Origin of the sequence: Mesorhizobium sp. M1D.F.Ca.ET.043.01.1.1 (assembly GCF_003952385.1) — a bacterium.
Taxonomy (GTDB): domain Bacteria; phylum Pseudomonadota; class Alphaproteobacteria; order Rhizobiales; family Rhizobiaceae; genus Mesorhizobium.
Map to the genome: position 1 here is coordinate 328,882 of NZ_CP034444.1, position 23,570 is coordinate 352,451.

At 63.2% G+C, this 23,570-nt stretch carries 25 protein-coding genes; 12 read left to right on the forward strand and 13 right to left on the reverse strand.

Features of this window, described 5'->3' with window-relative positions; genetic code table 11:
- Positions 1-57 precede the first annotated feature (57 nt).
- From EJ067_RS01680 to EJ067_RS01690, 3 genes are all read left to right on the forward strand, one after another.
- Positions 58-480 carry a YeeE/YedE thiosulfate transporter family protein gene (locus tag EJ067_RS01680; protein ID WP_126084377.1) on the forward strand — a complete coding sequence of 141 codons (423 nt, stop codon included), beginning with the start codon at positions 58-60 and terminating at the stop codon, positions 478-480.
- Positions 481-483: 3 nt separating this feature from the next.
- Positions 484-921, forward strand: a complete 438-nt coding sequence (locus EJ067_RS01685) for a DUF6691 family protein (RefSeq protein WP_126084378.1) — start codon at positions 484-486, stop codon at positions 919-921.
- A 91-nt stretch (positions 922-1,012) separates the two neighbouring features.
- Entirely contained in the window at positions 1,013-1,351 is a 339-nt protein-coding gene (locus tag EJ067_RS01690; protein WP_126084379.1) for a TIGR01244 family sulfur transferase, read from the forward strand.
- Between the two features lie 155 nt (positions 1,352-1,506).
- On the opposite strand, the gene EJ067_RS01695 is transcribed toward EJ067_RS01690, so the two are convergent.
- Entirely contained in the window at positions 1,507-1,974 is a 468-nt protein-coding gene (locus tag EJ067_RS01695) for an Lrp/AsnC family transcriptional regulator (protein WP_126084380.1), read from the reverse strand.
- 139 nt (positions 1,975-2,113) lie between these two features.
- Here EJ067_RS01695 and hppD point away from each other — a divergent pair, with 139 nt between their 5' ends.
- Complete coding sequence (hppD, locus tag EJ067_RS01700) at positions 2,114-3,229, forward strand: 4-hydroxyphenylpyruvate dioxygenase (protein ID WP_126084381.1); 1,116 nt, start codon at positions 2,114-2,116, stop codon at positions 3,227-3,229.
- A 21-nt stretch (positions 3,230-3,250) separates the two neighbouring features.
- Here the strand turns inward: hppD and EJ067_RS01705 are convergent, their stop codons facing one another.
- From EJ067_RS01705 to hmgA, 3 genes are all read right to left on the reverse strand, one after another.
- Positions 3,251-3,787 (reverse strand): DinB family protein, encoded by a 537-nt coding sequence (locus tag EJ067_RS01705; RefSeq protein ID WP_126084382.1) that lies wholly within the window; start codon positions 3,785-3,787, stop codon positions 3,251-3,253.
- 27 nt (positions 3,788-3,814) lie between these two features.
- On the reverse strand, positions 3,815-4,828 hold the full coding sequence (locus tag EJ067_RS01710; protein WP_126084383.1) for a fumarylacetoacetate hydrolase family protein: 1,014 nt from the start codon (positions 4,826-4,828) through the stop codon (positions 3,815-3,817).
- 109 nt (positions 4,829-4,937) lie between these two features.
- Positions 4,938-6,251, reverse strand: a complete 1,314-nt coding sequence (gene hmgA / locus EJ067_RS01715) for a homogentisate 1,2-dioxygenase (protein ID WP_126084384.1) — start codon at positions 6,249-6,251, stop codon at positions 4,938-4,940.
- Between the two features lie 129 nt (positions 6,252-6,380).
- Between hmgA and EJ067_RS01720 the strand changes: the two genes are divergently transcribed.
- On the forward strand, positions 6,381-6,824 hold the full coding sequence (locus EJ067_RS01720; RefSeq protein WP_126084385.1) for a MarR family transcriptional regulator: 444 nt from the start codon (positions 6,381-6,383) through the stop codon (positions 6,822-6,824).
- A 109-nt stretch (positions 6,825-6,933) separates the two neighbouring features.
- On the opposite strand, the gene tdh is transcribed toward EJ067_RS01720, so the two are convergent.
- Positions 6,934-7,968, reverse strand: coding sequence for an L-threonine 3-dehydrogenase (gene tdh / locus EJ067_RS01725; protein WP_126084386.1), 1,035 nt, complete (start codon positions 7,966-7,968; stop codon positions 6,934-6,936).
- Positions 7,969-8,020: 52 nt separating this feature from the next.
- The gene (locus tag EJ067_RS01730) at positions 8,021-9,208 is read right to left on the reverse strand and encodes a glycine C-acetyltransferase (protein ID WP_126084387.1); all 1,188 of its coding nucleotides are present in this window, start codon (positions 9,206-9,208) and stop codon (positions 8,021-8,023) included.
- Between the two features lie 288 nt (positions 9,209-9,496).
- Between EJ067_RS01730 and EJ067_RS01735 the strand changes: the two genes are divergently transcribed.
- Both EJ067_RS01735 and EJ067_RS01740 read left to right on the forward strand, forming a co-directional pair.
- Positions 9,497-11,566, forward strand: a complete 2,070-nt coding sequence (locus EJ067_RS01735; protein ID WP_126084388.1) for an EAL domain-containing protein — start codon at positions 9,497-9,499, stop codon at positions 11,564-11,566.
- Between the two features lie 74 nt (positions 11,567-11,640).
- Positions 11,641-11,952, forward strand: coding sequence for a polysaccharide deacetylase family protein (locus EJ067_RS01740; RefSeq protein WP_245468131.1), 312 nt, complete (start codon positions 11,641-11,643; stop codon positions 11,950-11,952).
- 13 nt (positions 11,953-11,965) lie between these two features.
- Here EJ067_RS01740 and EJ067_RS01745 read toward each other — a convergent pair whose 3' ends face one another.
- Positions 11,966-12,394, reverse strand: coding sequence for a MarR family winged helix-turn-helix transcriptional regulator (locus EJ067_RS01745; RefSeq protein ID WP_126084389.1), 429 nt, complete (start codon positions 12,392-12,394; stop codon positions 11,966-11,968).
- A gap of 142 nt (positions 12,395-12,536) precedes the next feature.
- Here EJ067_RS01745 and EJ067_RS01750 point away from each other — a divergent pair, with 142 nt between their 5' ends.
- Complete coding sequence (locus tag EJ067_RS01750; protein ID WP_126084390.1) at positions 12,537-12,944, forward strand: hypothetical protein; 408 nt, start codon at positions 12,537-12,539, stop codon at positions 12,942-12,944.
- Positions 12,945-13,246: 302 nt separating this feature from the next.
- Here EJ067_RS01750 and EJ067_RS01755 read toward each other — a convergent pair whose 3' ends face one another.
- A complete protein-coding gene (locus EJ067_RS01755) occupies positions 13,247-14,296 on the reverse strand; it encodes an AraC family transcriptional regulator (RefSeq protein ID WP_126084391.1) in 1,050 nt (349 codons plus the stop codon).
- A gap of 241 nt (positions 14,297-14,537) precedes the next feature.
- Between EJ067_RS01755 and EJ067_RS01760 the strand changes: the two genes are divergently transcribed.
- Positions 14,538-15,233: a glutathione S-transferase family protein gene (locus EJ067_RS01760; protein ID WP_126084392.1), complete on the forward strand. Its 696-nt coding sequence runs from the start codon at positions 14,538-14,540 to the stop codon at positions 15,231-15,233.
- An 84-nt stretch (positions 15,234-15,317) separates the two neighbouring features.
- Here EJ067_RS01760 and EJ067_RS01765 read toward each other — a convergent pair whose 3' ends face one another.
- A complete protein-coding gene (locus EJ067_RS01765) occupies positions 15,318-17,363 on the reverse strand; it encodes an NADH:flavin oxidoreductase (RefSeq protein ID WP_126084393.1) in 2,046 nt (681 codons plus the stop codon).
- On the opposite strand from EJ067_RS01765, the gene EJ067_RS34350 reads away from it, so the two are divergent.
- Together EJ067_RS34350 and queF are read left to right on the forward strand one after the other, a co-directional pair.
- Complete coding sequence (locus tag EJ067_RS34350; RefSeq protein ID WP_189510306.1) at positions 17,353-17,511, forward strand: hypothetical protein; 159 nt, start codon at positions 17,353-17,355, stop codon at positions 17,509-17,511. The genes EJ067_RS01765 and EJ067_RS34350 overlap by 11 nt on opposite strands.
- Entirely contained in the window at positions 17,504-17,965 is a 462-nt protein-coding gene (gene queF, locus EJ067_RS01770; protein ID WP_126084394.1) for a preQ(1) synthase, read from the forward strand. The genes EJ067_RS34350 and queF overlap by 8 nt, the downstream gene beginning before the upstream one ends.
- 221 nt (positions 17,966-18,186) lie before the next feature.
- Here queF and EJ067_RS01780 read toward each other — a convergent pair whose 3' ends face one another.
- The 4 genes from EJ067_RS01780 to EJ067_RS01795 all read right to left on the reverse strand — a co-directional run bounded on the left by EJ067_RS01780 (position 18,187) and on the right by EJ067_RS01795 (position 22,567).
- Positions 18,187-18,744: a hypothetical protein gene (locus EJ067_RS01780; protein ID WP_189510308.1), complete on the reverse strand. Its 558-nt coding sequence runs from the start codon at positions 18,742-18,744 to the stop codon at positions 18,187-18,189.
- A 4-nt stretch (positions 18,745-18,748) separates the two neighbouring features.
- Positions 18,749-19,222 carry a DUF3828 domain-containing protein gene (locus EJ067_RS01785; RefSeq protein WP_126084396.1) on the reverse strand — a complete coding sequence of 158 codons (474 nt, stop codon included), beginning with the start codon at positions 19,220-19,222 and terminating at the stop codon, positions 18,749-18,751.
- Between the two features lie 100 nt (positions 19,223-19,322).
- Positions 19,323-20,972 (reverse strand): ABC transporter substrate-binding protein, encoded by a 1,650-nt coding sequence (locus EJ067_RS01790; RefSeq protein WP_126084397.1) that lies wholly within the window; start codon positions 20,970-20,972, stop codon positions 19,323-19,325.
- A gap of 44 nt (positions 20,973-21,016) precedes the next feature.
- Positions 21,017-22,567 (reverse strand): trimethylamine methyltransferase family protein, encoded by a 1,551-nt coding sequence (locus EJ067_RS01795; RefSeq protein WP_126084398.1) that lies wholly within the window; start codon positions 22,565-22,567, stop codon positions 21,017-21,019.
- 90 nt (positions 22,568-22,657) lie between these two features.
- Here EJ067_RS01795 and EJ067_RS01800 point away from each other — a divergent pair, with 90 nt between their 5' ends.
- The gene (locus tag EJ067_RS01800) at positions 22,658-23,560 is read left to right on the forward strand and encodes a LysR substrate-binding domain-containing protein (protein ID WP_126084399.1); all 903 of its coding nucleotides are present in this window, start codon (positions 22,658-22,660) and stop codon (positions 23,558-23,560) included.
- The last annotated feature ends 10 nt before the right edge of the window (positions 23,561-23,570 follow it).

The following is a 23,570-nucleotide window of genomic DNA, read 5'->3' on the forward strand; positions in this document are numbered from 1 at the left end:
TGCGAAAATGTCTATCTGCTGATTAGTATATCCTGATCGACGCGGATTGGCCTTTCCATGACCGACTTCACGCCTTTCCAGTCTCTGCTTGGCGGAGCCCTTATCGGCCTGTCGGCCGTGCTGCTGATGGCATTGCATGGCCGAATTGCTGGAATGACCGGGATACTGACCGGCGTTATCCCGCCGGTGTCCGCCGACTGGAAGTGGCGCGCTGCCTTTCTCGCCGGCGCGATCGGCGCGCCGTTGCTGATCCAGCTCGCCGGCAAGGATATCGAATTCAATGTGCCGGTACCGACGTTGGCCCTTGTCGTCGGCGGCTTTCTCGTTGGTGTCGGCGTGCATTTCGGCGGCGGTTGTCCGAGCGGGCACGGCATTTGCGGCATCGCGCGACTGTCACCGCGCTCGTTCGTCGCCGTCGCGACCTTCATGGCCACCGCCTTCGTCACTGTTTTTATCTCCCGTCATGTGATTGGAGGCTGAACCATGAGCAAGCTCGCCTCGGCCTTCCTGATCGGCGGACTTTTCGGTTTGGGCATCGCTGTGTCCGGCATGATCAATCCGGCGAAGGTGCTGAATTTCTTCGACATTGCCGGAACCTGGGACCCCAGCCTGGTCTTCGTGATGGGCGGCGGCCTGGCCGTCGCCTTCGCCGGTTACCGCCTCATATTCGCCGGACGCGAGAGGCCGGTGTTCGAAACGGCGTTCGCCTTGCCGAGCAGGAAGGACATCGACAGCCAATTCGTCTGCGGCGCCGCGCTGTTCGGCATCGGCTGGGGCATTGCCGGCTTTTGTCCAGGCGGCGCCATTCCGGCGCTCGGCCTTGGCCGCACGGAGACGCTGATGTTCGTCGTCGCGATGGTGGCGGGCATCGCGGTGGCGCGCTTGGGCAGGACCCGGCTTGTCCGCGTGGCGACCACATAGGAAATCTCCACGGCAGTGGTTGCCCGCCGGTCCGGGGAGTGGCAGAACTGCGCCCAAGCGAACAGGCGTCTAGGATTGCGAGGATGACACCATGGAATACCGCCAGATCAGCGACGACTATTCGGTCTCCGGCCAGATCCAGCCGCAGGACATCGCCGCCATCAAGGAGGCCGGCTTCAAAAGCGTGATCTGCAACCGGCCGGACGACGAGCAGCCTGGCCAGCCCTCGGCCGAGAGCGTTCAGGCGGCGGCCGAAGCCGCCGGGCTCGCCTTCCGCTACATCCCGGTCATCAGCGGCCAGATCACCATGGACAATGTCGAGGACCAGGCCGCGGCGCTCGATGAGCTCGAAGGCCCGGTCTTCGCCTATTGCCGCTCCGGCGCGCGCTGCACCAACCTCTACGGACTGATCCAGCAGCAGCGCGGCTGAAGGTTTGTTGCGAAACTGTGCTGAGATTCAGGTCAAGGCCGAGCCGAAAATGGTGGGTTTCGAGAATCGGAGCGGAGCGTACTTAAAGTACGTGAGTGCCTGAAGCGCGGGAAGCCGCCATTTGCAGTCCGGGCTCACCTGAATATCGGCACACTTTAAATCGGCAACGCGCCGGTCTCCTTCAATGTTTCCAGCACGATCGCCGTCTTCACGTGCTGCACGGATTCGTGCGGCAGCAGCACGCCGTTGACGAACTCCGACAGCGATTTGAGGTCGGGCGTCACGACCTTCAAGATGTAGTCCATCTCGCCGGTCAGCGCATGCGCCTCCTGCACTTCGGGCAGGCGCGCCACCAACTCGCCGAAGCGCCGCGCATTGTCGCGATTGTGGGTGGCCAAGGTCACCGAGATCACATTGACCAGCGAAAAGCCCAGACGGTCGCGGTCGAGCACGGCGCGGTAGCCTCTGATGTAGCCGTCCTCTTCCAGCCGCTGGCGGCGGCGCGAGCATTGCGAGGCCGAGAGATTCACCCGCTCCGAAAGGTCATTGTTTGTGAGCCGCGCATCGGCCTGCAGCAGCGCCAGTATCTTGCGGTCAAATTGATCAACGCGCGCATCATCCATGGATATTCCTCCAACCATGCACGATCTGCGCACATCAAGAGCATTTCAAGCGGTTGAATGCAAGCACCGTGCGACCATCCGGCGCTATCATTTCGCGAAGATGGCCAAGATCGGCCGCAACAGTTTTCGGAGAACCGCCATGGGCCCCTTCCCGCACGACGCCCCGCCCGCCAAGATCAGCAAGCAAAACCCGGCCGGCACCGACGGTTTTGAGTTCGTCGAGTTCGCGCATCCGGAGCCCGCCAAGCTCGCCGAACTCTTCACCCGCATGGGTTACGTCGCGGTGGCAAAGCACCGCGCGAAGAACATCACCGTCTGGCGGCAAGGCGACATCAACTATGTCGTCAATGCCGAGCCCGGCTCGCATGCGATGAAGTTCGTCGACAAGCACGGCCCCTGCGCCGCATCGATGGCCTGGCGCGTGGTCAATGCCAAGCACGCCTTCGACCATGCCGTGTCGAAGGGTGCTGTGCCCTATGAAGACGCCGACAAGGCTCTCGATGTGCCGGCCATCGTCGGCATCGGCGGCTCGCTGCTTTATTTCATCGAAGCCTATGGCGAGAAGGGCTCGGCCTATGATGCCGAGTTCGAATGGCTGGGCGAGCGCGACCCGAAGCCGCAAGGCGTCGGCTTCTACTATCTCGACCACCTCACCCATAACGTCTATCGCGGCAACATGGACGAGTGGTGGGATTTCTATCGCGACCTGTTCGGCTTCAAGCAGATCCATTTCTTCGACATCGACGGCAAGATCACCGGCCTGGTCAGCCGCGCCATCACTTCGCCTTGCGGCAAGATCCGCATTCCCCTGAACGAGTCCAAGGACGAGACCAGCCAGATCGCCGAGTACCTGAAGAGGTACAATGGCGAGGGCATCCAGCACATCGCCGTCGGCACCGACGCGATCTACGAGGCCACCGACAAGCTTGCAGCCAATGGGCTGAAATTCATGCCCGGCCCGCCCGACACCTATTACGAGATGTCGCATGAGCGCGTGCACGGCCATGACGAGCCGATCGAGCGCATGAAGAAGCACGGCATCCTGATCGACGGCGAAGGCGTCGTCGACGGCGGCATGACCAAGATCCTGCTGCAGATATTCTCCAAGACCGTGATCGGCCCGATCTTCTTCGAGTTCATCCAGAGGAAGGGCGACGAGGGCTTCGGCGAAGGCAATTTCCGCGCCCTGTTCGAGTCGATCGAGCAGGACCAGATCAAGCGCGGCGTGATCAAGCTGGACGGCAAGGCGGCGTGAGTCTTGAGAGTGTCGAGCGGCTTACAGCCCCAGCCGCTCGACCTCGTCCTTCCTCAGCTTGATGTCGTAGTCGAGCAGAAACTCATCCAATTGCGGCGGGGCGACGGAAGTGCCGGAGAACATGGCATGCACCTGGCCGCGATGGTGGATGTCATGCAGGAAGACGTGGCCGAGAATGTCGCCGATCCGTTCGGGGATCATGCCGTCCTCGCGCCTATCAGTGATGACGCGGCGGTCGAGATCGGCATCCGTCAAGCCATCGCAGAAAGCGATGAGCTTGCGGTCGAAATCGGCTTGGGCCGCCGCCAGGTCGGCCGCATTGTCGAAGGGCACGAAGTCGTCGTAGGCCGCGGCGCCCCGGCCGCCGTCCGTCAGGAAATCGAGATAGAGATGGTCAACCGCAAGGATGTGGTTGAGCGTCTCTTTGATCGATGGGAAGAAGCTGGTGCGCTCGGCCTCGAACTCGCCGGGCTGGAGCGCCAGCACAGCGCGATAGAGGCGGTCGTTCGACCACAGATTGTTGCGCGCCATGCGCCGCAGATGCTGGAGCAAGGTCACCGCTTCGCCCTCCTCCCCGGCCCGTGCTTATCTGACGTATTTCTCGACCTTCTGCTCGATGGCGCCGAAGATCGAATGTCCGGTTTTGTCCTTCATCTCGATGCGCACAGTGTCGCCGAAATGCAGGAAAGGCGTCTTCGGCTCGCCTGTCTCGATGGTCTCGATCATCCGCAATTCGGCGATGCAGGAATAGCCGGCGCCGCCGGCCGAAACCGGCTTGCCCGGCCCACCATTCAGCTTGTTGGAGACGGTGCCCGAACCGATGATGGTTCCCGCGGCGAGCGGCCGGGTCTTTGCGGCATGCACGATCAGCGTCGGGAAATCGAAGGTCATGTCGATGCCGGCATTGGCCCGGCCGAACGGCTTGCCGTTGAGATCGGCAAGCAGCGCAAGGTTGACCTTGCCGCCATCCCAGGCATCGCCCAACTCATCCGGTGTCACCGCGACCGGCGAAAAGGCGGAAGACGGTTTCGACTGGAAGAAGCCGAAGCCTTTGGCCAGTTCCGGCCCGGTGATGGCGCGGAGCGTCACGTCATTGACCAGCATCACCAGCCGGATCGCGTCTCTCGCCTCGTCGAGCCCGGCGCCCATCGGCACATCGTCGACAATCACGGCGACCTCTGCCTCCATGTCGATGCCGAAGGCCTCGTCCGCCATGCGGATCGGGTCGCGCGGAGGGATGAAGGAATCCGAGCCGCCCTGGTAGATCAGCGGGTCGGTCCAGAAGCTCGCCGGCATCTCCGCACCGCGTGCTTTCCGCACCAGCTCGACATGGTTCACATAGGCCGAGCCGTCCGCCCATTGATAGGCGCGCGGCAGCGGCGAATGCGCGTCATGCTCATGGAAGCGCGCAGAAGGCACCGCGTTGCCCTCCAGCGATTCCGCCATCGCCGCCAGATGCGGCGCGATGCGACGCCAGTCGTCCAGCGCGGCCTGCAGCGTCGGCACCAGGAAGGAAGCGTCGGTGAACCGCGTCAGATCGCGCGAGACCACGACCAGCTTTCCGTCGCGCGTTCCGTTCTTCAAAGTGGCAAGCTTCATGCGGTCTCCTCTCCCGATGCGGCCCTCTCACCGCGTGGCTCCACAACAAGGCCGTTACGGACGATCGTCAAGCCGCCCGTTCAAGTTTTCCTGACACTGATGCCGGCGGTCAGGACCAGTCGCCTTCAAGCGTGCCATTAAAACGCTTCTTCAGATCGGCCCAGCAGTCGATGTAGTTCTCCTGCAAGGTGCCGAGCTCGGCGGCGTAGCGGGTCAGCATCTGCGGGAAGCGCGTCTCGAACATGAAGGCCATGGTGTTGTCGAGCTTCACCGGCTTCAAGTCGGCCCGCGTCGCCTTCTCGAATCCGGAAGCGTCCGGTCCATGCGCCAGCATCTGGTTGTGCAGGCTGATACCACCGGGAACAAAGCCTTCTTCCTTGGCGTCATACTGGCCGTGGATCAGGCCCATGAACTCGCTCATGATGTTGCGGTGGTACCAGGGCGGCCGGAACGTGTTTTCCGCCACCAGCCAGCGCGGCGGGAAGATGACGAAGTCGACATTGGCCGTGCCCTCCTCGCCGCTCGGCGCCGTCAGCACCGTGAAGATCGATGGATCGGGATGGTCGAACAGAATGGCGCCGACCGGCGAAAACGTCGCCAGATCATATTTGTAGGGCGCGTAGTTGCCGTGCCACGCGACGACGTCGAGCGGCGAATGGCCAAGCTCGGTGACGTGGAAAGTGCCGCACCATTTGACGATCAGCCGGCACGGCGTCTCCTTCTCCTCGAACCAGGCGCAGGGCGTCTTGAAGTCGCGCGGGTTGGCCAGGCAGTTGGCGCCGATCGGGCCGCGGTCCGGCATGGTGAATTTGGCGCCGTAGTTCTCGCAGACATAGCCGCGCGCTTCCTTGTCGGCGAGTTCGACCTTGAAGACCAGGCCGCGCGGCAGCACGGCGATCTCGCCGGGGCGAAGCTCGATCACACCCATCTCGGTGACGAAGCGCAGCGCGCCGACCTGCGGCACGACCAGCAATTCGCCATCGGCGTTGAAGAAATGGTCATCCACCATCGAGCGGTTGGCGACATAGACATGCGCGGCCATACCGGACTGGCCGACGGCGTCGCCAGCCGTGGTGAAGGTTCGCATGCCGGAAATGAAGTCGGTCGGCTCGCTGGGCATCGGGGTGGGATTCCAGCGATACTGGCCAAGCGCAAGCTCATGATCGCCGATGTTGGGCCCGGTCTTCCACAAGGGATAGCTCGCGCCCTTGAAGCGCCCGGTGTGCCGGACGCTCGGCCGGATGCGGTAGAGCCAGGAGCGCTCGTTGGTGCCGCGCGGCGCGGTGAAGGGCGAGCCGGAAAGCTGCTCGGCGTAAAGGCCGTAAGCCGGCCGCTGCGGCGAATTGCGGCCCTGCGGCAGCGAGCCGGGCAGCGTCTCGGTCTCGAAATCATTGCTGAAGCCCGGCATGTAGGAAAAGCCCATCCGATCCTCCGTGATCTCGGCTTCCAGGCCTCATGAAGCGTGGCTTGCCGGCGATGTTGACCAAACTGGTTTCATTTGTAACCATCGAAAATGTAACTATCAACGGCGAACGCATTCGTGGTGCGCATCATGGAACCGGATATCCTCGAACTGGAAAGCTTCCTGCCCTACCGGCTCTATCGGCTGGCCGACGCTGTCAGCCGCGAGTTCTCCGCCATCTACAGGGACCGCCACGGCCTGACCCGACCGGAATGGCGCACGCTTTCTGGCCTTGGCCAGCGCGGCACGATGACGGCGACGGAGCTCGGCGAGCAGTCGGCCATGCACAAGACCAAGGTGTCGCGCGCCGTGGCCGAACTGGAGCGCCGGCGCTGGCTGGTGCGGACGCCGGACGAGAACGATCGGCGGGTGGAGCACCTGGCGCTGACCAAGGCGGGACTTGCGGCTTATCGTGAGATGGTGCCGCTGGCGAAAGCGTTTGAGGGAGAGTTGTTGGCGAGGCTGAGTGAGGAGGAGCGGACGGCGATTGCAAGGGGCGTGGCAGCGCTGGAGACAGCTCTTTACGGATTGTAGCAAAAGGACTCCTCCTACCCTTCGTCATTCTAGCGCGGAGCAAGGAGCGAAGCGAAGCGCGCAGACCCTAGAATGACGAAGGACGGGAGGCGTCCTCCCGGAGGGCCTCCTACCAATCCATCACCACCTTGCCCGAACTCCCACTCCGCATCGCATCGAACCCAACCTGGAAATCGTCGATCCCAATCCGGTGCGTGATCAGCCCCGAGACATCCAATGGCCCCTGCACCAGGGCGATCATCTTGTACCAGGTCTCGAACATCTCGCGGCCGTAGATGCCCTTGAGATGCAGCATCTTGAAGATGACCTTGTTCCAGTCGATCTCGAAGCCGGTCGGCGCGATGCCGAGGATGGCGATCTTGCCGCCATTGTTCATGGTGTCGATCATGTCGCGGAACGCGGGCGCCGCACCCGACATCTCCAGGCCGACATCGAAGCCTTCGGTCATGCCCAGCTTCGGCATGACGTCGCGCAGCTTCTCCTTCGAGGCGTCGACGACATGCTGGACGCCGAGCTTGCGCGCCAGATCCAGCCGCACCGGGTTGATGTCGGTGATGACGACCTTTCGCGCGCCGACGCATTGCGCGACCAAGGCGCCCATGATGCCGATCGGCCCGGCGCCGGTGACCAGCACGTCCTCGCCGACCAGGTCGAAGGACAATGCCGTGTGGACCGCATTGCCCAGTGGATCGAAGATGGCGGCGATCTCGTCCGGCACGTCGTCGGGGATCGGCACCACATTGTGCTGCGGGATCACCATGTACTCGCCGAAGGCGCCGGGGCGGTTGACACCGACGCCAAGCGTGTTGCGGCAGAGGTGGCCCCTGCCCGCCCGGCAGTTGCGGCAATGGCCGCAGACGATATGGCCCTCGCCCGAGACGCGCTGGCCGATCTTGTATTCGGTGACCGCCGCACCGAAATCGGCGACGGTGCCGACGAATTCGTGACCGGTCACCATCGGCACCGGCACCGTCTTCTGCGCCCACTGGTCCCAGTTGTAGATGTGGACGTCGGTGCCGCAGATCGCGGTCTTCTTGACCTTGATCAGCACGTCGTTGGGGCCGATCTCCGGCACCGGCACCTCTTCCATCCAGATGCCCGGCTCGGCCTTGGCCTTCACCAGCGCCTTCATCATGTTGGACATTCTTTTGTTCCTCGAATCTCTTGATCGGGAGCGGCTTTTCGATGTCGGCCGTTCAGGAAATCACACCCAGTTCCTTGCCGACTTCGCCAAACGCCTCCACCGCGCGATCGATGTCGGCGCCGGAATGGGCCGCCGACATCTGCGTGCGGATGCGCGCCTGGCCCTTCGGCACCACCGGGAAGGAAAAGCCGATGACATAGATGCCGCGCTTCAGCAACTGCGCAGCCATCTCCTGCGCGAGCGCAGCATCGCCCAGCATCACCGGGATGATCGGATGATCGGCGCCGGCAAGCGTAAACCCCAGCTTACCCATTTGAGACCGGAAACGTTGCGCATTGGCATATAAGTGCTCGCGCAGCGCGTCGCCATTGCGGATCAGCTCGAACACTTTCAGCGAGGCGCCGGCGATCGCCGGCATCAGCGTGTTGGAGAAGAGATAGGGCCGCGAGCGCTGGCGCAGCCAGTCGACCACCTGCTTCTTGCCCGAAGTATAGCCACCGGATGCGCCGCCCAGCGCCTTGCCGAGCGTGCCGGTGATGATGTCCACCCTGCCCTCGACGCCGCAATGTTCGGCCGAGCCGCGGCCGTTCTTGCCGACGAAGCCGACAGCGTGGCTGTCGTCAACCATGACCATGGCATCGTATTTCGCGGCGAGGTCGCACACCCCTTCAAGGTTGACGATGATGCCGTCCATCGAGAACACGCCGTCGGTGGCGATCAGCCGGAAGCGGCAGTCCTTCGCTTCCCTCAACCGCGCTTCGAGATCGGCCATATCGTTGTTGGCGTAGCGGAAGCGCCTGGCCTTTGAGAGCCTGACCCCGTCGATGATCGAGGCGTGGTTCAGCGCATCCGAAATGACGGCGTCCTCCTCGCCGAGCAGCGTCTCGAACAGGCCGCCATTGGCGTCGAAACAGGAGCCGTAGAGGATGGTGTCGTCCATGCCGAGGAAAGAGGAGATTGTGGCTTCCAACGCCTTGTGCTCCTCCTGAGTGCCGCAGATGAAGCGCACCGAGGCCATGCCGTAGCCGTAGCGGTCGAGCGCCTGCTTTGCCGCCTCGCGCAGTTCGGGGCTGTCGGCGAGGCCGAGATAATTGTTGGCGCAGAAATTCAGCACCTTCTGGCCAGCCACCTCGATCTCGGCCGATTGCATCGAGGAAATGACCCGCTCCGACTTGTAGAGGCCGGCCGATTTCAGGCCCTGAAGCTCGTTGTCGACGTGGGAGAGAAACGCTGCGCTCATGGTCAGGCCCTGTTCGTTTGACGCGGACTGTCGCGCCGCGGACAAGAAAAATCCACCGCAAAAACGACCGCTTCGGTGGCCTTGCGAAAGCTTTGCGACGGCGGCGGAGGACGATGCGCTCAAATGCCGACAACGCTTGAAAGGACGCGATAACCATCTTGTCAGCTTTGTCACGCTGTCGGGATCAACGCCACGCCTGCTTGCCGACCTGTTAACCCTTTCAGGTCAAGGGTCTTCCCGCCACGAAATCCAGGGCAAGAATGCGTCGACCGGAGGGGTCACCGAATTATGTCGCAGCAGCCAGTGCAGAGCGTTTCGCGCAAGCTGATTCTGCTCATCAAGACCGGCTACTGGCTGGCGCTCACGATCATTGCCGCCATGGTGATGGCCTCCTTCATTCTTTTGCAGCAGTTGATCGCGCAGCAACAGCACAATGATGCGTTGCTCGATATCGTTTCCATGCAGAAGGCACTGTCGCAGCGCATTGTCTTCCTGGCCAGCGCCACCGGTGCTGCCACGCGCGACAAGCAGCCGGCGCTCGTCACCGCGCTCAAGCAGGCGACGGGCGAGTTCGAGACCAATTACGACCGGCTGCTCAAGGAGACCGGCGCCGATCCGCTGTCGCCTGCCCGCAACGATCCGAAATCGATTGAATATGTGCTGTTCGGCAAGCCGTTCCATCTCGACTATTTCTCGGTCGGCCTGATCGCCAATGGCGGCAGGCTGGTGTCGTCCTTCCAGTCGCAGCTCGGCATGCAAAGCGACGGCTACAAGGGCGGCGGCGAACGCGCCGGGCTCGACGCTTCCGTCGCCAATGCGACTTTGTCGGGCTATGCCGCGCTCGGCCAGCGCATCAGCGCCTTTGCCAACGAGCGATCGGACGAGATGCTCGACCTGCACCGCACGCTGTTCTTCGCCACCATCGGCGTCATCGTGCTGGTGGCGCTGTTCATCTTCCGGCCGATGTCGAAGGCGATCCTGCGCAAGACACACGAGCTGGTAGATGCCCGCAATTCGATGGCGTTCATCGCGGTGCATGACGGCTTGACCGGCCTCCACAACCGCACCTTCCTCACCGAACATTTCGACACGCTGATCAAGGGCGCGCATCGCCGCCGCGAACGGCTGGCGGTGATCCAGTTCGACCTCGACCGTTTCAAGCAGATCAACGACACGCTCGGCCACCCCGCCGGCGACTATGTGCTGGTGGTGACAGCGCAGCGCATGCGCGATTCCTGCCGCGCGTCGGATTTTTGCGCCCGTCTCGGCGGCGACGAATTCGTGATGATCCTGAACGGCGCCGGCTCCACCGAGGACATCCATGCGCTGGCCAAGCGCATCCTGGGCGAGATCAACGAGCCGATCACCTTCCAGGGCGCGACGATCCTGCCCGGCGCCAGCGCCGGCATCGCCGTCTACCCTGTAGACGCCGACAATGCGCAGGACCTGCTCGTCCATGCCGATCTCGCGCTCTATTCTGCCAAGAAGTTGGGCGGCGGCAGCTTCTCCTTCTTCTCCGAGGAGCTTCGGCGCGAACTCGACTACCGCAAGCAGCTCGAGCAGGACATCCGTGCCGCAATCGCGGAAAAGGCCTTCGAGGTCTATTTCCAGCCGCAGGTCTCGCTCACCAGCGGCAAGATCAGCGGCATCGAAGCTCTGGTGCGCTGGAAGCATGCCGTGCGCGGCATGATCTCGCCCGGCGAGTTCATCCCGGTGGCGGAGAAATGCGGCTTCATGCCGGACATCGGCCGCATCGTCATCACCAAGGCGATCAACGAAGCCGCCGAATGGGACCGCGCCGGCATCGATTTCGGGCGCATCGCGGTCAACGTCTCGGGCACCGAGCTGCGCGAGCCTGACTTCGACAAGTTCCTGTTCGGGACGCTGGAGCGGGCCGGGCTTGCGCCGCAGAAGCTGTCGCTGGAAATCGTCGAATCCGTCATCCTCGACGACGAGAAGACCGGCATCGCCGCCAAGCTCAGACACATCCGCGCTGCCGGCGTCCATCTCGAACTTGACGATTTCGGCACCGGCTATGCCTCGCTCAGCCACGTCAACCCGAACGAGATCGACCGGCTGAAGATCGACCGCCGCTTCGTCCAGAATATCAACGAGAACGGCGACAACACCAAGATCGTGCGCGCCATCACCGAGCTTGCCCGCGGGCTCGGCATCTCGATCGTCGCCGAGGGCGCCGAGACCGAGGCCGAACTCGACTCGCTGATGGCGATCGGCTGCGATCAGGTGCAAGGCTATTCGATCGCCTTCCCGATGCCGCAGGACAAGGCGCGCGAATGGCTCATGGCGCGCAGCCCGAAGAAGGCGAAGCTGAAAGTGCTTCAAGGCAGCCTGGCTTGAGGGCAAGCTCCCGGCAAACTTGACAAGGCAGAACGGGCATGGCGGCCTGCCGTGGTCGCAACCGGGAGCCGCGGATGCCGCTTCGTCTCGTTTTGTCGTTCCTGCTGCTCATCGCATCTCCTGCGCTTGCCGCCGACCGCACCGTCTATCTCACTTTCGACGACGGTCCGCTGAACGGCACCGCCAACATCCTCGACGTGCTGCAGGCAGAGCAGGTGCCGGCGACATTGTTCATGGTCGGCATGCATGCCGAGGCCAACGCGACCAACCGGGCGCTGGTGCAGCGGGCGAAGTCGATCGCCTTCGACGGCAAGGCCAAGCTTACCGCGCCTTATCGCTGCGCTCAAGCTGCGCCACTACGCCTTCGGCGCCATCACGACCTATGACTCTTAAGGCGGACTAGTCCCCGACATTGCCGCGAAGTGCTGCAAGCACTTCCGCAAATTCGGCCAGCTTCTCGTCGGGAATTCCGGTCCGCAGCCGCTTGTCGAAGGCGATCGCGGCCAGCCGCAGCTTCTCGAACATCGCCTCGCCGGCCTCCGTCAGCTCGACCTGATGCACGCGGCGGTTTTGCGGATCACGGCGGCGCATCAGCAACCCATGCGCTTCCATGGCGTTGAGGTGATGAGTCAGCGTCGCGCCCTGGATGCCGATCATGCCGGCAAGCTCGCGCTGGTTGGCCAGCTCCTTCGACTTGACGGAGAGCAATGTCACCCAGACTGGCAGCGTTCCGCCGGCCTCGACCATAGCGGCGTCGAAGGCCTGCGCCACGATCTTGGCGGTACGGGCGAGATTCATGCCGACTGGCGGGCGATCAAACAGCGTCATGGCCGGACCGTAGAGCAAGCGATGAGATAGTGAAACTCGGGTTCATGCATTGACATCTAATCGTTAGATATCTAACTTTGTCCTATTGATGGCGCCGTCTGACGGCTGCGACGCACGGCGGGCGGCAGAGAGGAATGCGGTTATGCAATATGTTTATATCGTCGTCATCGGCCTGCATGTGATGGCCGGCGTCTTCTGGGCCGGCACGACCATCGCGGTTGCCCGCGATCCGGAGATCAAGGCGGAGCACTTCATCCGGCCGCAACTCGGCGCCTCCGGCCTGGTCTTTCTGACCGGTCTGCTTCTTTGGTACTTCTTCCATCAGGGTGCTTTCGGCTCAATGGAGATGGTGCTCGCGCTGGGCATTGCGACGGCGTTGATCGCCGCCGGCGTGCAGGGCGCGCTTGTAGCCTCTGCCAGCAGGCAGTTGGCAGGCGCCGATGCGGCGATGCAAACCCAGCTGCGAGCGAAAATGACCAGGGGCGAACGGATCGCCGGCGGGCTGCTGGTTCTCACCGTGCTTTGCATGGCGACCGCCAGAATGTTTTGAATCGCACGGCCGGCGAAACCGACCGGGCGCGGCGCGCAACGGACCAAAGCGGCAGGTGGCTCTCCTTGCAAAGGTCCGTTGCGCGCCACCGCAACCAATCCCCACGCTATAATAGCCCGAATCTGTGATCCAGTGCTAAACCTCTGATATAAAATATGAATTCCAGTTCCGACAGATGCAAGCCAGACTCCTATGGAGAATTTCCAGCAGGTACTCGAAGCGCTTCTATCGGTTGTCTTATGACGCACCCATATCCCCGAAGAATGGCCGCGAGATCGAATTGCGAAATCCCTCGCCTTTGTTTAGCCGATTGACTGGGAGCTGATCGAACGCGCCTCACTCCGTGCGTTGATCCGTCGCCAGTGCCCCGGCGTCATATCTTCCCACTCCCGGAACGCCCTATAGAATGAGTTGGTGTCCTGGTATCCGAGCAGGTAGGCTACCTCTTCCACTTCGATTGATGGATCGGCCAGGAGTTCTCGGCCAAGGTCCTGCCGTGCTTCGGCGAGGAGGTCACGGAATGTCCTGCCCTGCGCGGTTATCCGCCGTTGCAGGGTGCGTTCGCTCAGGCCCATATCGTGGGCGACGCTCGCGACATCGGGGCGGCCGCCGGGCATCGCCCGCTTCAAAGTGGCCTTGACCTGTTCGCCAAGGCTGGCGTGTGCCTCGATCTCGCGCATTGCGGCGGCCAGCGCAGGCGCCAGCATTTCCAGCAATTCGGGATTGTGCCCGGGAAATGGCAGCTCGAGGTCCGCCGCCTCCATGACCATCTGATCACGCTCTGCGCCGAAGTGGATCGGGCAACCGAAGAAGGCGGCATGACAGTCCGCTCCCGGATCCGGTCGCCGCAGTTCCACTGCGATCGGGAGAAGATGTTTGCCGGTGCCGCGGCGGCCGAGTTCCAGCAAAAGGGCGAAACTCGCGTCAACCGACAAATACGGTTGCGGCTCGGTGCCTGCCGGCCATTCGATTGTCACAGATACCGCTCCGTCGCGTTCCGTGAAACACAGCCGGTCGGGGCTGCACAGCCGGTTGAAGCGAGCGATCCTCTCCAGCCCGCCACGAAAGTCGGCCGCATAGGAAGCCGCCAGAAATGCGAGCTTGTGGTTTGCAGTGCTGGTCTCGCGAACCATCCTGATGCTGAAAGCGGGATCGCCCGACAGTATCTCAATGGCGTTCCAGATCGCGAAGAGTTGCGGCGTGCTGATGACGGCAGTCTGGTCGAGATGCAGAGTTGCGGGAAGTCTCGCCTGCCGCAGCACGGCCGCGGGGCGCAGTCCGAGTTGCTCAAGCGACTGCCAAAACGGTCGGGGAAGCCTGCACCGGTCGGAGATCACGTTAGTCCTTGTCATGTCCCCACCTCCATTTGCAAAGCCGGTCGAGATGGGGCTGCCGGCGCGTCTTGGCTTGTCGAAGAATGCACCTAGCCATGGGCCTCCGCCAGACCGCCACAGCATCGCACCCTTGGCGCGCTTTGCAAGTTCTTTGGCGCGGACTGCGAATGCGTACGTGATGCGCTGCCGCTATAACCGCTTCCGACAGTGCCGCTTCCGGCGTGCACCACTCGAAACCGACCGCTAGAGGATACGAACCATGTCGCTCACATTTTACACCAATCCCAATTCCCGCGGCCGCATTGTGCGCTGGATGCTGGAGGAAATCGGCCAGCCCTACGAAACAGTGGTCATCGACTATCAAAAGACCAGTGCATTTGACGCGTGGGGCGGCGCAACTCTTGAACGCCCGGAGTCGAACGATCCCAATGACGAGCGGGTCCGCTTCTTCACGCAAGTCAATCCCATAGGCAAGGTGCCTGCGATCGTGCACGACGGCCGCGCAGTGGCCGAAAGCGGCGCGATCATCGCCTACCTTGCGGAAACCTTCCCGGAAGCCGGCTTGGCGCCCACCCCGGAAGAGCGTGCCGACTATTATCGCTGGATGTTCTTCGCCGCCGGTCCGATCGAACAGGCCGTCACCAATCACCGCGCTCAATTCGTACCGGCGCCGGAGCAGGAGTTCTTCTTCGGCTACGGCAGCTATCAGCGAACGTTGGATGAACTGGAGCGTGCGGTCCAGGTATATCCCTTCATTGCGGGAGACAGGTTCACCGCCGCAGATATCTATGTCGGATCCCATATTGGTTGGGGTCTTGGTCTTCAGACGCTGGAACCGCGTCAGGCGTTTCTCGACTATGTTGGAAAACTGGTGAACAGGGAGGCTTTCAAGCGGGGTGTGGCCAAGGATGAGGCGCTGCTGCCGCGGGCTGACGCCAACAATTGGACTTCATGAATTCCCCAAACAAAGCCCCAAGTTAAGAGCGCATTCTGCCACCGATAGAATTCTGAACCGGTCGTTCGGATCATGCTCCACGCCTCAGATTCTGATCCCAAACCGAATACCATCATAGATGGCGGCGTGGATGTTGCGCGAGGCGACCGCGTCGCCGATGCGGAACACGACGAAGCCGCCCTCCGGATTGCGCAGTGGAAAAATGTCGCCGCCGCTGACCAGCCGCTCATAGTCGACCGCGCCGCCATTCTTCGACAGCGGCTTCAGCGACAGGTAGAGGTCGTCGAGCGGCGCCGTGCCATGCTCGACCACAACCTGGTCGACCCGCCGCTCGCCGCGCCAGCCGTCGGCGAAATCCGAAGCCAGCTCGGCGATGAGTTGGTTGCCCTCGCGCCGCACCGAGCGCAGGCGGGTGTTGATGGTGACGGTGACGCCCTTCTCGTGGAAGGCGCGCATATAGGGCACGTGGTTCAGACCGCCCATTTCCGGCGCGAAGAAGCGCTCCGGCGAGACCAGCTCCAGCTTCGCGCCGCTGTTGGCGATCAATTCCGCAGCACCCATGCCCTGATGACCGCCATTGTCGTCATAGAGGAGCACATTCTCGGCCGGCTTGACGCTGCCCGCCATGATGTCCCAGCTCGAGGTGACGAGATTATCGCCGGCCGCCAGCGGCGGGTTCTGCGGCAGGCCGCCTGTCGCGACGATCACCACATCCGGCGACAGCGAAAGCACATCGTCCTTCTCGGCCCATGTGTCGTAGCGCAGCTCGACGCCGAGGCGATCGAGCTCGGCGAGCCGCCAGTCGATGATGCCGATCAGTTCCTTGCGGCGCGGGTTCTGCGTCGCCAGCCGCACCTGGCCGCCGGCCTGGCTGGAGGCTTCGAGAACCGTCACCTGGTGGCCGCGCTCGGCGGCGACGCGCGCGGCCTCGAGCCCGCCGGCGCCGGCCCCGACGACCACGACCCGCTTCTTCGGCCCTTCGCTTTTCGCGATGACGTGCGGGATAGTCGCCTCTCGCCCGGTCGCTGCATTGTGAATGCAGAGCGCCTCGCCGCCCTCGTAGATGCGGTCGAGGCAATAGGTTGCGCCGACGCACGGCCTTATCTCGTGCTCGCGCCCTTCCATCACCTTCCGGATGATATGCGGATCGGCAATATGGGCGCGCGTCATGCCGACCATGTCGAGCTTGCCGGTGGCGATCGCATGCCGCGCGGTGGCGACATCGGAAATGCGCGCCGCGTGGAAGGTCGGGAACTTCGTCGCGGCCCTGATCTCGCCGGCGAAGTCGAGATGCGGCGACGAGCGCATGCCGGTCACCGGGATGACCTTGGTCAGCGCCGCGTCGGTCTCGATCGAGCCGCGGATGATGTTGAGGAAATCGACCTTGCCGGATGAGGCCAGCCGCCGGGCGATCTCGACGCCCTCCTCCTTCGACAGGCCTTTTTCGAAATCCTCGTCGGCGACCATGCGGATACCGACGACGAATGTCTCCCCGACCGCCGCGCGAACCGCATCCAGCACCATGTTGGTGAAGCGCAGCCTGTTGTCGAGCGAGCCACCGAATTCGTCGTCGCGCTGGTTGGTGGCCGGCGACCAGAAGCCGTCCATCAGGTGGCCATAGGATTCGAACTCGATGCCGTCGAGGCCGGCCGCCTGGCAGCGCTGGGCGGCGGAAGCATAGTCGGCGACGATGCGCTCGATGTCCCAGTCCTCGATGGTCTTCGGGAAGGCGCGATGCGCCGGCTCGCGCACCGGCGAGGCCGAAAGCACGGGCAGCCAGTCAGCCTTGTTCCAGCCGGTGCGGCGGCCGAGATGGGTGATCTGGATCATGACCTTGCAGTCATGCTCGTGGCAGCCGTCGGCGAGTTCCTGGAGCCACGGCACGATGCGGTCGTCATAGACGTGCAGGTTGCCGAAGGCGGCCGGGCTGTCGCGCGACACGATCGCCGAGCCCGCCGTCATGGTCAGCGCCATACCGCCCTTGGCCTTCTCGACATGGTAGAGCCGGTAGCGCTCCTTCGGCATGCCATCCTCGGAATAGGCCGGCTCGTGACTGGTCGACATCACCCGGTTCTTCAGCGTCAGGTGCTTGAGCTGATAGGGTTGGAGAAGCGGGTCGTTGCTGGTCATCGTCTTCCTGCCGTTTCAAATTGTGCGGGAGCAACGTGGTGCTGCCCCGCTTCCATTTCACGCATCGGATTCACGCGAAAACGGCTGCGCGCTTTTCGCTCCGGTGCTAATGAGCGGCAAAAACCAAGAAGGCTCCGCCCATGACTGACGCAAAGAACCTCACCCAGCTCGGCAAGCACGTCGAGACGCCGCAAAGCCCCGAACAGGCGGTCCTGGAGACCGTGCCGTTCACTCGCGGCGACGGCCCGCCGGCGATCGTGCGCTTCACCTGCCCGGAATTCACGTCGCTCTGCCCGGTGACCGGCCAGCCGGACTTCGCCCACATCGTCATCGACTACGCGCCCGACAAGACGCTGGTGGAATCGAAATCGCTGAAGCTGTTCATGACCTCGTTCCGCAACCACGGCGCCTTCCATGAGGAATGCACCGTCATGATCGGCCGTCGCATCGTGGAGGCGACCAAGCCGCTTTGGCTGCGCGTCGGCGGCTACTGGTTCCCGCGCGGCGGCATCCCGATCGACGTCTTCTGGCAAACCGGCGCGCCGCCCAAGGATGCCTGGCTGCCCGACACCGGAGTGGCGCCCTATCGCGGACGCGGTTGAAATTTGTTGCGAAAGGCTGGCGGGACAGCGCCCCCCTCTGTCCTGCCGGACATCTCCCTCCCAAGGGGGGAGATTGGCAGCTTCGGCGCCCCGCTTATCCTGCAACCTCGGAGATTGGCGAAAGCCGGCGTGACATCTGATCTCCCCCCAAGTGGGCGAGATGGCCGGCCGGCCAGAGGGGGGCGCGGAGGATCGCCGGCTCCGATCTTCAATCACCATCATCATTCGCACTGGTACTGGCTGAGCGCCCATTCGCCGGTGACCGACAGAAGGTCGGATATCTTCCAGTCGCCGCCGACCTTCTTCAGCTTCCATTCGAGCCGATGCGCATTGCTGGCGACGACAAAGGCGACCACCACCTTTGCCTCGTCGCCCTTGACCGCCTCGATGGTCTTCAGGCTGCCGTCGATCGCCGCCTTGTCGTAGTCGGCATTGTCGAACGCCATGTTGGGGTCGAGGCACTCGCCTTGCCCCGAGGCGCGCAGCGCATCGCTCTTGTCGAGCACGGTCTTGGCCGGATCGATGAAGTTCTTGCGCTGGGTCGGGTCCAATTCGAGCCCCGGATGCTCGTAAAAGGGTTTCACCACGGCCGTCGGCGAACCCGGCAGCACGGGCGCGGCAGGCGCCGGTTCAGCCGGCGCTGTTTCGGGCGCAGGCGCATTGTCGCCTGAGGACGCGTTCGGCGGCGGCGAACCGAACAGCCCCTGCGCCGAGGCGCCGTTCAGCCCCGCGGCCAGCATCGACAGGCTCGACAGCACGAGGACAAAACGGCAAAGCACGGCCTCACTCCGTCGAAGAACCGCATCCCAGCGCGCTGAGCGTCCAGTCGCTGGTCTTGGAGGCGATGTCGGCGATCTTCCACTTGCCGTCCACTTTCTTCAGCGACCACACCATTTCGCGTTTGGAGTCATCGCCTTCCGGGAAGAGATTGAAGCTCGCCGTCACCTCGGCGGTATCGCCATTGACGGTCTCGGCAAGCTTCAGCGTCTTCGACACGGTCTTCTGGTCGAAATCCTGGGCGTCGAGCCCAGGGTCGAAATCGATGCAGGATACCTCGTCTGGCTTCTCCTTCTGCGCCTTGTCGTTGAGCTCGAAGAGTTTTGTCACCGGTTCGGTGAAGCGGTCGCGGTATTTCGCGTCCGCCTCGAATTTCACCTCAGGCACATAGAAGAACTTCACGGCCTTGGAAGCCGGCCCGGCCAGCGCTGCGGCGGGCAAGGCAATCGACATGGCGGCGGCCAGCACTATCGGTCTCATGCAGGATCTCCGGATGGTCGGCGGCATGGTGGCAGGATCGCCACCACGCATCCTGCATATCGGCTTTTGCGCGACGCATGAAGTCCTTGCGCTGCCCGTCTCAGGCTTCCAGCCAGACGTTCTGGAAGTCCATTTCGTAGGTCTGGTGCATTGTGTAGTTCTTCACCTTCTTGTTCATGTGACAGTAGAGCTTCTGCCAGAACGGCTGGATGATGACGCCGGAGTCCTGCAGGATCTGCTCGACGTCCTTCATCACCTCCTTGCGCTTGGCCGCATCGGCCAGCGAAAGCGCCTCCTTGAGCTTGGCGTCGAAATCCGGGTTGGAAAAAGCCGTTTCATTCCAGGCCTCGCCACTGCGGTAGCCCAGCGCCAGCACCTGGACGCCGAGCGGGCGCATGTACCAGATGGTCAAGGAATAGGGGTATTTCGTCCAATCGTTCCAGAAGGTCGAGCCGGGCAGGACCGTGCGCTTGACCTTGATGCCGGCGTCGCGCAACTGGCCGGCAATGGCGTCGCCGGTGTTCTTCTGCCACTCATCCTCGACGGTGATCAGCTCGTGCTCGAAGTCGGCCTGCCCGGCATCCGCCATCAGCTTCTTGGCGCCGGCCGCGTCCCGCGTCTTCTTGGGCAGCGGATAATATTCCGGGTGGATCGGGCTGACGTGGTGGTTCTCGCCGACCGTGCCGCGGCCGGCGTAGCCGAGCTGCATGACGGCATCGTTGTCGACGGCCATCTGCAGCGCGTTGCGCACCCGTTTGTCATCGTAGGGCTTGTGCGTGATGTTGGTGCGGGCAACCAGTGTGGTCGCCGTCGCGACCTCCGATTTCACCAGATCCATCTTGTCGAGGGCGTCGATGAAGTCGGCCGGCGTTTCGAAATCGAGGTCGACCTCGCCGGAATCGAAGGCATTCAGCGTCGCGTTGAAGTCGGTGCCATAGTCGATGAACTCGACGCTGTCGAGCAGCGCTTCGCCACCCCACCACTTGCCGTTCTCGCGGCGCTTGACGACCGCCTTCTGGCCGACGTCATAGGAGACCAGCTCGAACGGTCCGGTACCGACCGGCTTCTTGATCGGGTCGGCGCCATCCTTGTCGAAGTCGCGATGCACGACCAGCGCCGGGTAGTCGGTGAAGCCCGGTATGATCGCGATATCAGGTTCGTTGAGCTTCAGCTTGACCGTGAGGTCATCGACCTTGGTGATGGCGCCGTCCTTCGCCTTGCCGGTCTTTGGGTCGACCAGCGCGGCGACGCGTGCCGCCATGGAATTGCCGGACGCACCCTTCTCGCACCAGCGGTTCAGATTGGCGACCACGTCGTCGGCGTTGAAGGCATCGCCATTGTTCCAGGTGACGCCCTTGCGCAGATGCAGCGTGTATTCGGTGGCGTCGTCATTGACGTCCCAGCTCTCCAGCAGGACCGGCTCGAACGTGAACTGGTGCGTGTAGCGCACGAGCGGCTCCAGCCAGGTGCGGGTGACGTTCGCCATCTCTGTCCAGTCATAGGTGCGCGGATCCTTCTGCGCCTTGACCGACATCGAGACATGAAGCGTTCCGCCTTTCTTCGGCTCCTCGGCCAGGGCTTTCGTCGGCGCGGCAAGGCCGATCAGGCCGTAAGCGAAAGCCGTCGAGGCGCCGAAGGCGCTTGCCAGCGCCAGGAATTCGCGCCGGTCCATGCGGCCCGCACGCGTCTCTTGCGCCATCGCCTCGATGGCGGCGGGAACACGATCACCGTTGCTTCTGAAAAGTGTCATTTTCCTTCTCCCATTGGTTTCAGCGGGTCTTCGCCCGTTCTCTATCAGCTAACGCTATCAGGCAGCTTTTCCTCGCGCCGCGCGATCAAATCCCTGAGACCTTCGGCGACGCTCTCCTCGAGCTTCGGCTCCTGATAGTCGGCGAGCATGTTGCGCGCCTTTTCCAGGCCGCGCGTATTATGATCCTTCGCCCCCTCGGCTGTCCATTGTTCGAAGGAGTTGAAATCCATGATGCTCGGCATGAAGAAGGCGCGTTCGAAATGCTCGAGCGTGTGCTGCGTGCCGAGGAAATGCCCTTGCGGACCAACCTCGCGGATCGCCGCCATGGCCTCCTTGAAATCGTCGAAGGGGACCCCGCCGGCATATTTGTACCAGCCGACGAGCTGTTCGCAGTCGGTGGCGAATTTCGAGTAGCCGCAGGTGAGGCCTGCCTCGAGCCAGCCGGCCGAGTGCCAGATGTAGTTGGCGCCGGCGAGGATCGCGGCATGCATCAGCATGTTCGCCTCGTAGCCGGCCTGGGCATCGTTGAGCTTGGAGCCGACATGGAAGCCGGAGGTGCGCCACGGCAGTTTGTATTTCCGCGCCAGCGCGCCCATCAGATACATCATCTGGGCGGCTTCCGGCGTGCCGCCCATCGGGGCGCCGGTCTTCATGTCGACGGTGACCATGAACTGGCCGTAGATCTGGGGCGAGCCGGGACGGATGAGTTGGGTGAAGGCGACGCCGGCAAGCGCCTCGGCATTGACCTGCGCGACCGCGCCGACAGCGGAGGCCGAGGTCGAAGCGCCGCAGAGCGCGAAAGGCGCCAGGATCAGCGGCTGGTTGTGGCGGGCATAGACCCGCATGGCGTCGAGCATGGTTGCGTCCCATACCAGCGGCGAGTTGCAGTTGGTGATCGCCACCAGCACCGGATTGTCGCGCACGAACTCTTCGCCAAACACGATGCCGGCCATCGCCATCGTGTCCTCGGCCCGCTCCTTCGACGTCACGATGCCCATGAACGGCTTGTCGGAGTGCTTGAGTGCCGAATGGATGATGTGGAGGTGCCGCTTCGGCACCGGGATCTCCATCGGCTCGCAGATGATCGAGCTCGACGAATGCAGCGCCGGCGCCATGTAGGCGAGCTTGTGGAAATTGTTCAGGTCGTTGAGCGTGCCGTAGCGCCGCTTGTTGTCGAGGTCGCGCACATAGGGCGCGCCATACATCGGCACGAAGATCGAGTTCTTGCCGCCGACGCGGACCGTGCGCTCTGGGTTGCGCGCATGAAGCGTGAATTCCGGCGGGACCTTCGAGACCAGCTCCATCAGGAGCGCGCGATCGATACGGACACGCGTTTCCCTGACATCGGCGCCCGCCGCCTTCCAGAGTGTGATCGCCTCGTCGTCACGGAATTCGCAACCCACCTCCTCGAGGATCTTGAGCGATTCCTCGTGGATCAGTTCCACCGCCTCGTCGGGAACGATCTCATAGGCGGGAATCTGCCGGACAAGGGTCGGAAACGACGCGACCGGCGCGCTTCTCAGCGCCTTGCGCCCAAGGCGGCCGCCGCCGCGACGGTGGGTCGGTTCAGTCAATTCAGCGGCCGGTGCGTTCATGGAGCCTCCTTCTTCCCGCCCAGGCAAGTTAGCGAGACAAAATATGGCTGTGACGCTGGAAAATCCTGATCTCTTGTATAAGCTCTCCTTATGCGAAGCCTGCGCCACCTCCTGCCCTCGGCCGGCAGCCTGATCGTCTTCGAGGCGGCGGGCCGGTTGTCGAGCTTCACCGCCGCCGGACGCGAGCTCGGCATGACGCAGGCGGCCGTCTCGTATGCGGTGCGGGGGCTCGAGGAACAGCTCGGCGCCAAGCTCTTCCTGCGCCGCCACCGCCAGGTGCTGCTGACGGAGGCCGGCGAGCGTTTCCATGCCGATGTCTCGCTGGGCTTGTCGCATATCCGCAAGTCGGCCGAGGACCTGCGGCTGCAGGCGACGGGCGGCCATGTGACTTTAGCCGCCTCGACCGCCTTCGGCTCGTTCTGGATGATGCCGCGCCTGCAGCAGTTCCGCGACGAGCTACCGGGCGTCGACCTGCGCATCCAGACCGCCGACCGCGACCTCGACATCATCGCCGAGGGCATCCCGCTCGGCGTGCGCGGAGGGATGCCGCGCGACTGGCCCGACTATCACTCGCTGTCGCTGTCCGACGAGGAGATCTTTCCGGTCGCAGGGCCCAGCTACCTCGCCAAATTCGGCTTGCCGGAGACCGTCGGGGAACTGGCAGCGCACAGGCTCATCCATCTCGAGGAGCCCTATCGCGAGGCTCCGAACTGGGACGAATGGTTTTCGTCCGCCGGAACCAGCCTGCGCAACGCCGAGCGCGGGCTGCGCATCAACGACTATGCCCTGGTTATCCAGGCGGTCATGGAGGGACAAGGCATCGCGCTTGGCTGGCGGCATCTGGTCGAGCGTCTCGTGGCATCGGGCCTGCTGGTCCCGGTGACCGACCACGTGATGAGGACCGGCATCGGCTTCTATGTCATCTGGCCGAAAAACCGCGAGCTCAGCGACAACGCGCGCAAGGTCAGGGACTGGCTGGTGGCGCAAGCGTGAAGTGGCCCCT

What these genes read in the sequence shown, in the direction of transcription:
- EJ067_RS01680 (WP_126084377.1), top strand. Translation starts at nt 58, where the DNA reads ATGACCGACTTCACGCCTTTCCAGTCTCTGCTTGGCGGAGCCCTTATC.
- EJ067_RS01685 (WP_126084378.1), top strand. Translation starts at nt 484, where the DNA reads ATGAGCAAGCTCGCCTCGGCCTTCCTGATCGGCGGACTTTTCGGTTTG.
- EJ067_RS01690 (WP_126084379.1), top strand. Translation starts at nt 1,013, where the DNA reads ATGGAATACCGCCAGATCAGCGACGACTATTCGGTCTCCGGCCAGATC.
- EJ067_RS01695 (WP_126084380.1), bottom strand. Translation starts at nt 1,974, where the DNA reads ATGGATGATGCGCGCGTTGATCAATTTGACCGCAAGATACTGGCGCTG.
- hppD (WP_126084381.1), top strand. Translation starts at nt 2,114, where the DNA reads ATGGGCCCCTTCCCGCACGACGCCCCGCCCGCCAAGATCAGCAAGCAA.
- EJ067_RS01710 (WP_126084383.1), bottom strand. Translation starts at nt 4,828, where the DNA reads ATGAAGCTTGCCACTTTGAAGAACGGAACGCGCGACGGAAAGCTGGTC.
- hmgA (WP_126084384.1), bottom strand. Translation starts at nt 6,251, where the DNA reads ATGGGCTTTTCCTACATGCCGGGCTTCAGCAATGATTTCGAGACCGAG.
- EJ067_RS01720 (WP_126084385.1), top strand. Translation starts at nt 6,381, where the DNA reads ATGGAACCGGATATCCTCGAACTGGAAAGCTTCCTGCCCTACCGGCTC.
- tdh (WP_126084386.1), bottom strand. Translation starts at nt 7,968, where the DNA reads ATGTCCAACATGATGAAGGCGCTGGTGAAGGCCAAGGCCGAGCCGGGC.
- EJ067_RS01730 (WP_126084387.1), bottom strand. Translation starts at nt 9,208, where the DNA reads ATGAGCGCAGCGTTTCTCTCCCACGTCGACAACGAGCTTCAGGGCCTG.
- EJ067_RS01735 (WP_126084388.1), top strand. Translation starts at nt 9,497, where the DNA reads ATGTCGCAGCAGCCAGTGCAGAGCGTTTCGCGCAAGCTGATTCTGCTC.
- EJ067_RS01740 (WP_245468131.1), top strand. Translation starts at nt 11,641, where the DNA reads ATGCCGCTTCGTCTCGTTTTGTCGTTCCTGCTGCTCATCGCATCTCCT.
- EJ067_RS01745 (WP_126084389.1), bottom strand. Translation starts at nt 12,394, where the DNA reads ATGACGCTGTTTGATCGCCCGCCAGTCGGCATGAATCTCGCCCGTACC.
- EJ067_RS01750 (WP_126084390.1), top strand. Translation starts at nt 12,537, where the DNA reads ATGCAATATGTTTATATCGTCGTCATCGGCCTGCATGTGATGGCCGGC.
- EJ067_RS01755 (WP_126084391.1), bottom strand. Translation starts at nt 14,296, where the DNA reads ATGACAAGGACTAACGTGATCTCCGACCGGTGCAGGCTTCCCCGACCG.
- EJ067_RS01760 (WP_126084392.1), top strand. Translation starts at nt 14,538, where the DNA reads ATGTCGCTCACATTTTACACCAATCCCAATTCCCGCGGCCGCATTGTG.
- EJ067_RS01765 (WP_126084393.1), bottom strand. Translation starts at nt 17,363, where the DNA reads ATGACCAGCAACGACCCGCTTCTCCAACCCTATCAGCTCAAGCACCTG.
- queF (WP_126084394.1), top strand. Translation starts at nt 17,504, where the DNA reads ATGACTGACGCAAAGAACCTCACCCAGCTCGGCAAGCACGTCGAGACG.
- EJ067_RS01785 (WP_126084396.1), bottom strand. Translation starts at nt 19,222, where the DNA reads ATGAGACCGATAGTGCTGGCCGCCGCCATGTCGATTGCCTTGCCCGCC.
- EJ067_RS01790 (WP_126084397.1), bottom strand. Translation starts at nt 20,972, where the DNA reads ATGACACTTTTCAGAAGCAACGGTGATCGTGTTCCCGCCGCCATCGAG.
- EJ067_RS01795 (WP_126084398.1), bottom strand. Translation starts at nt 22,567, where the DNA reads ATGAACGCACCGGCCGCTGAATTGACTGAACCGACCCACCGTCGCGGC.
- EJ067_RS01800 (WP_126084399.1), top strand. Translation starts at nt 22,658, where the DNA reads ATGCGAAGCCTGCGCCACCTCCTGCCCTCGGCCGGCAGCCTGATCGTC.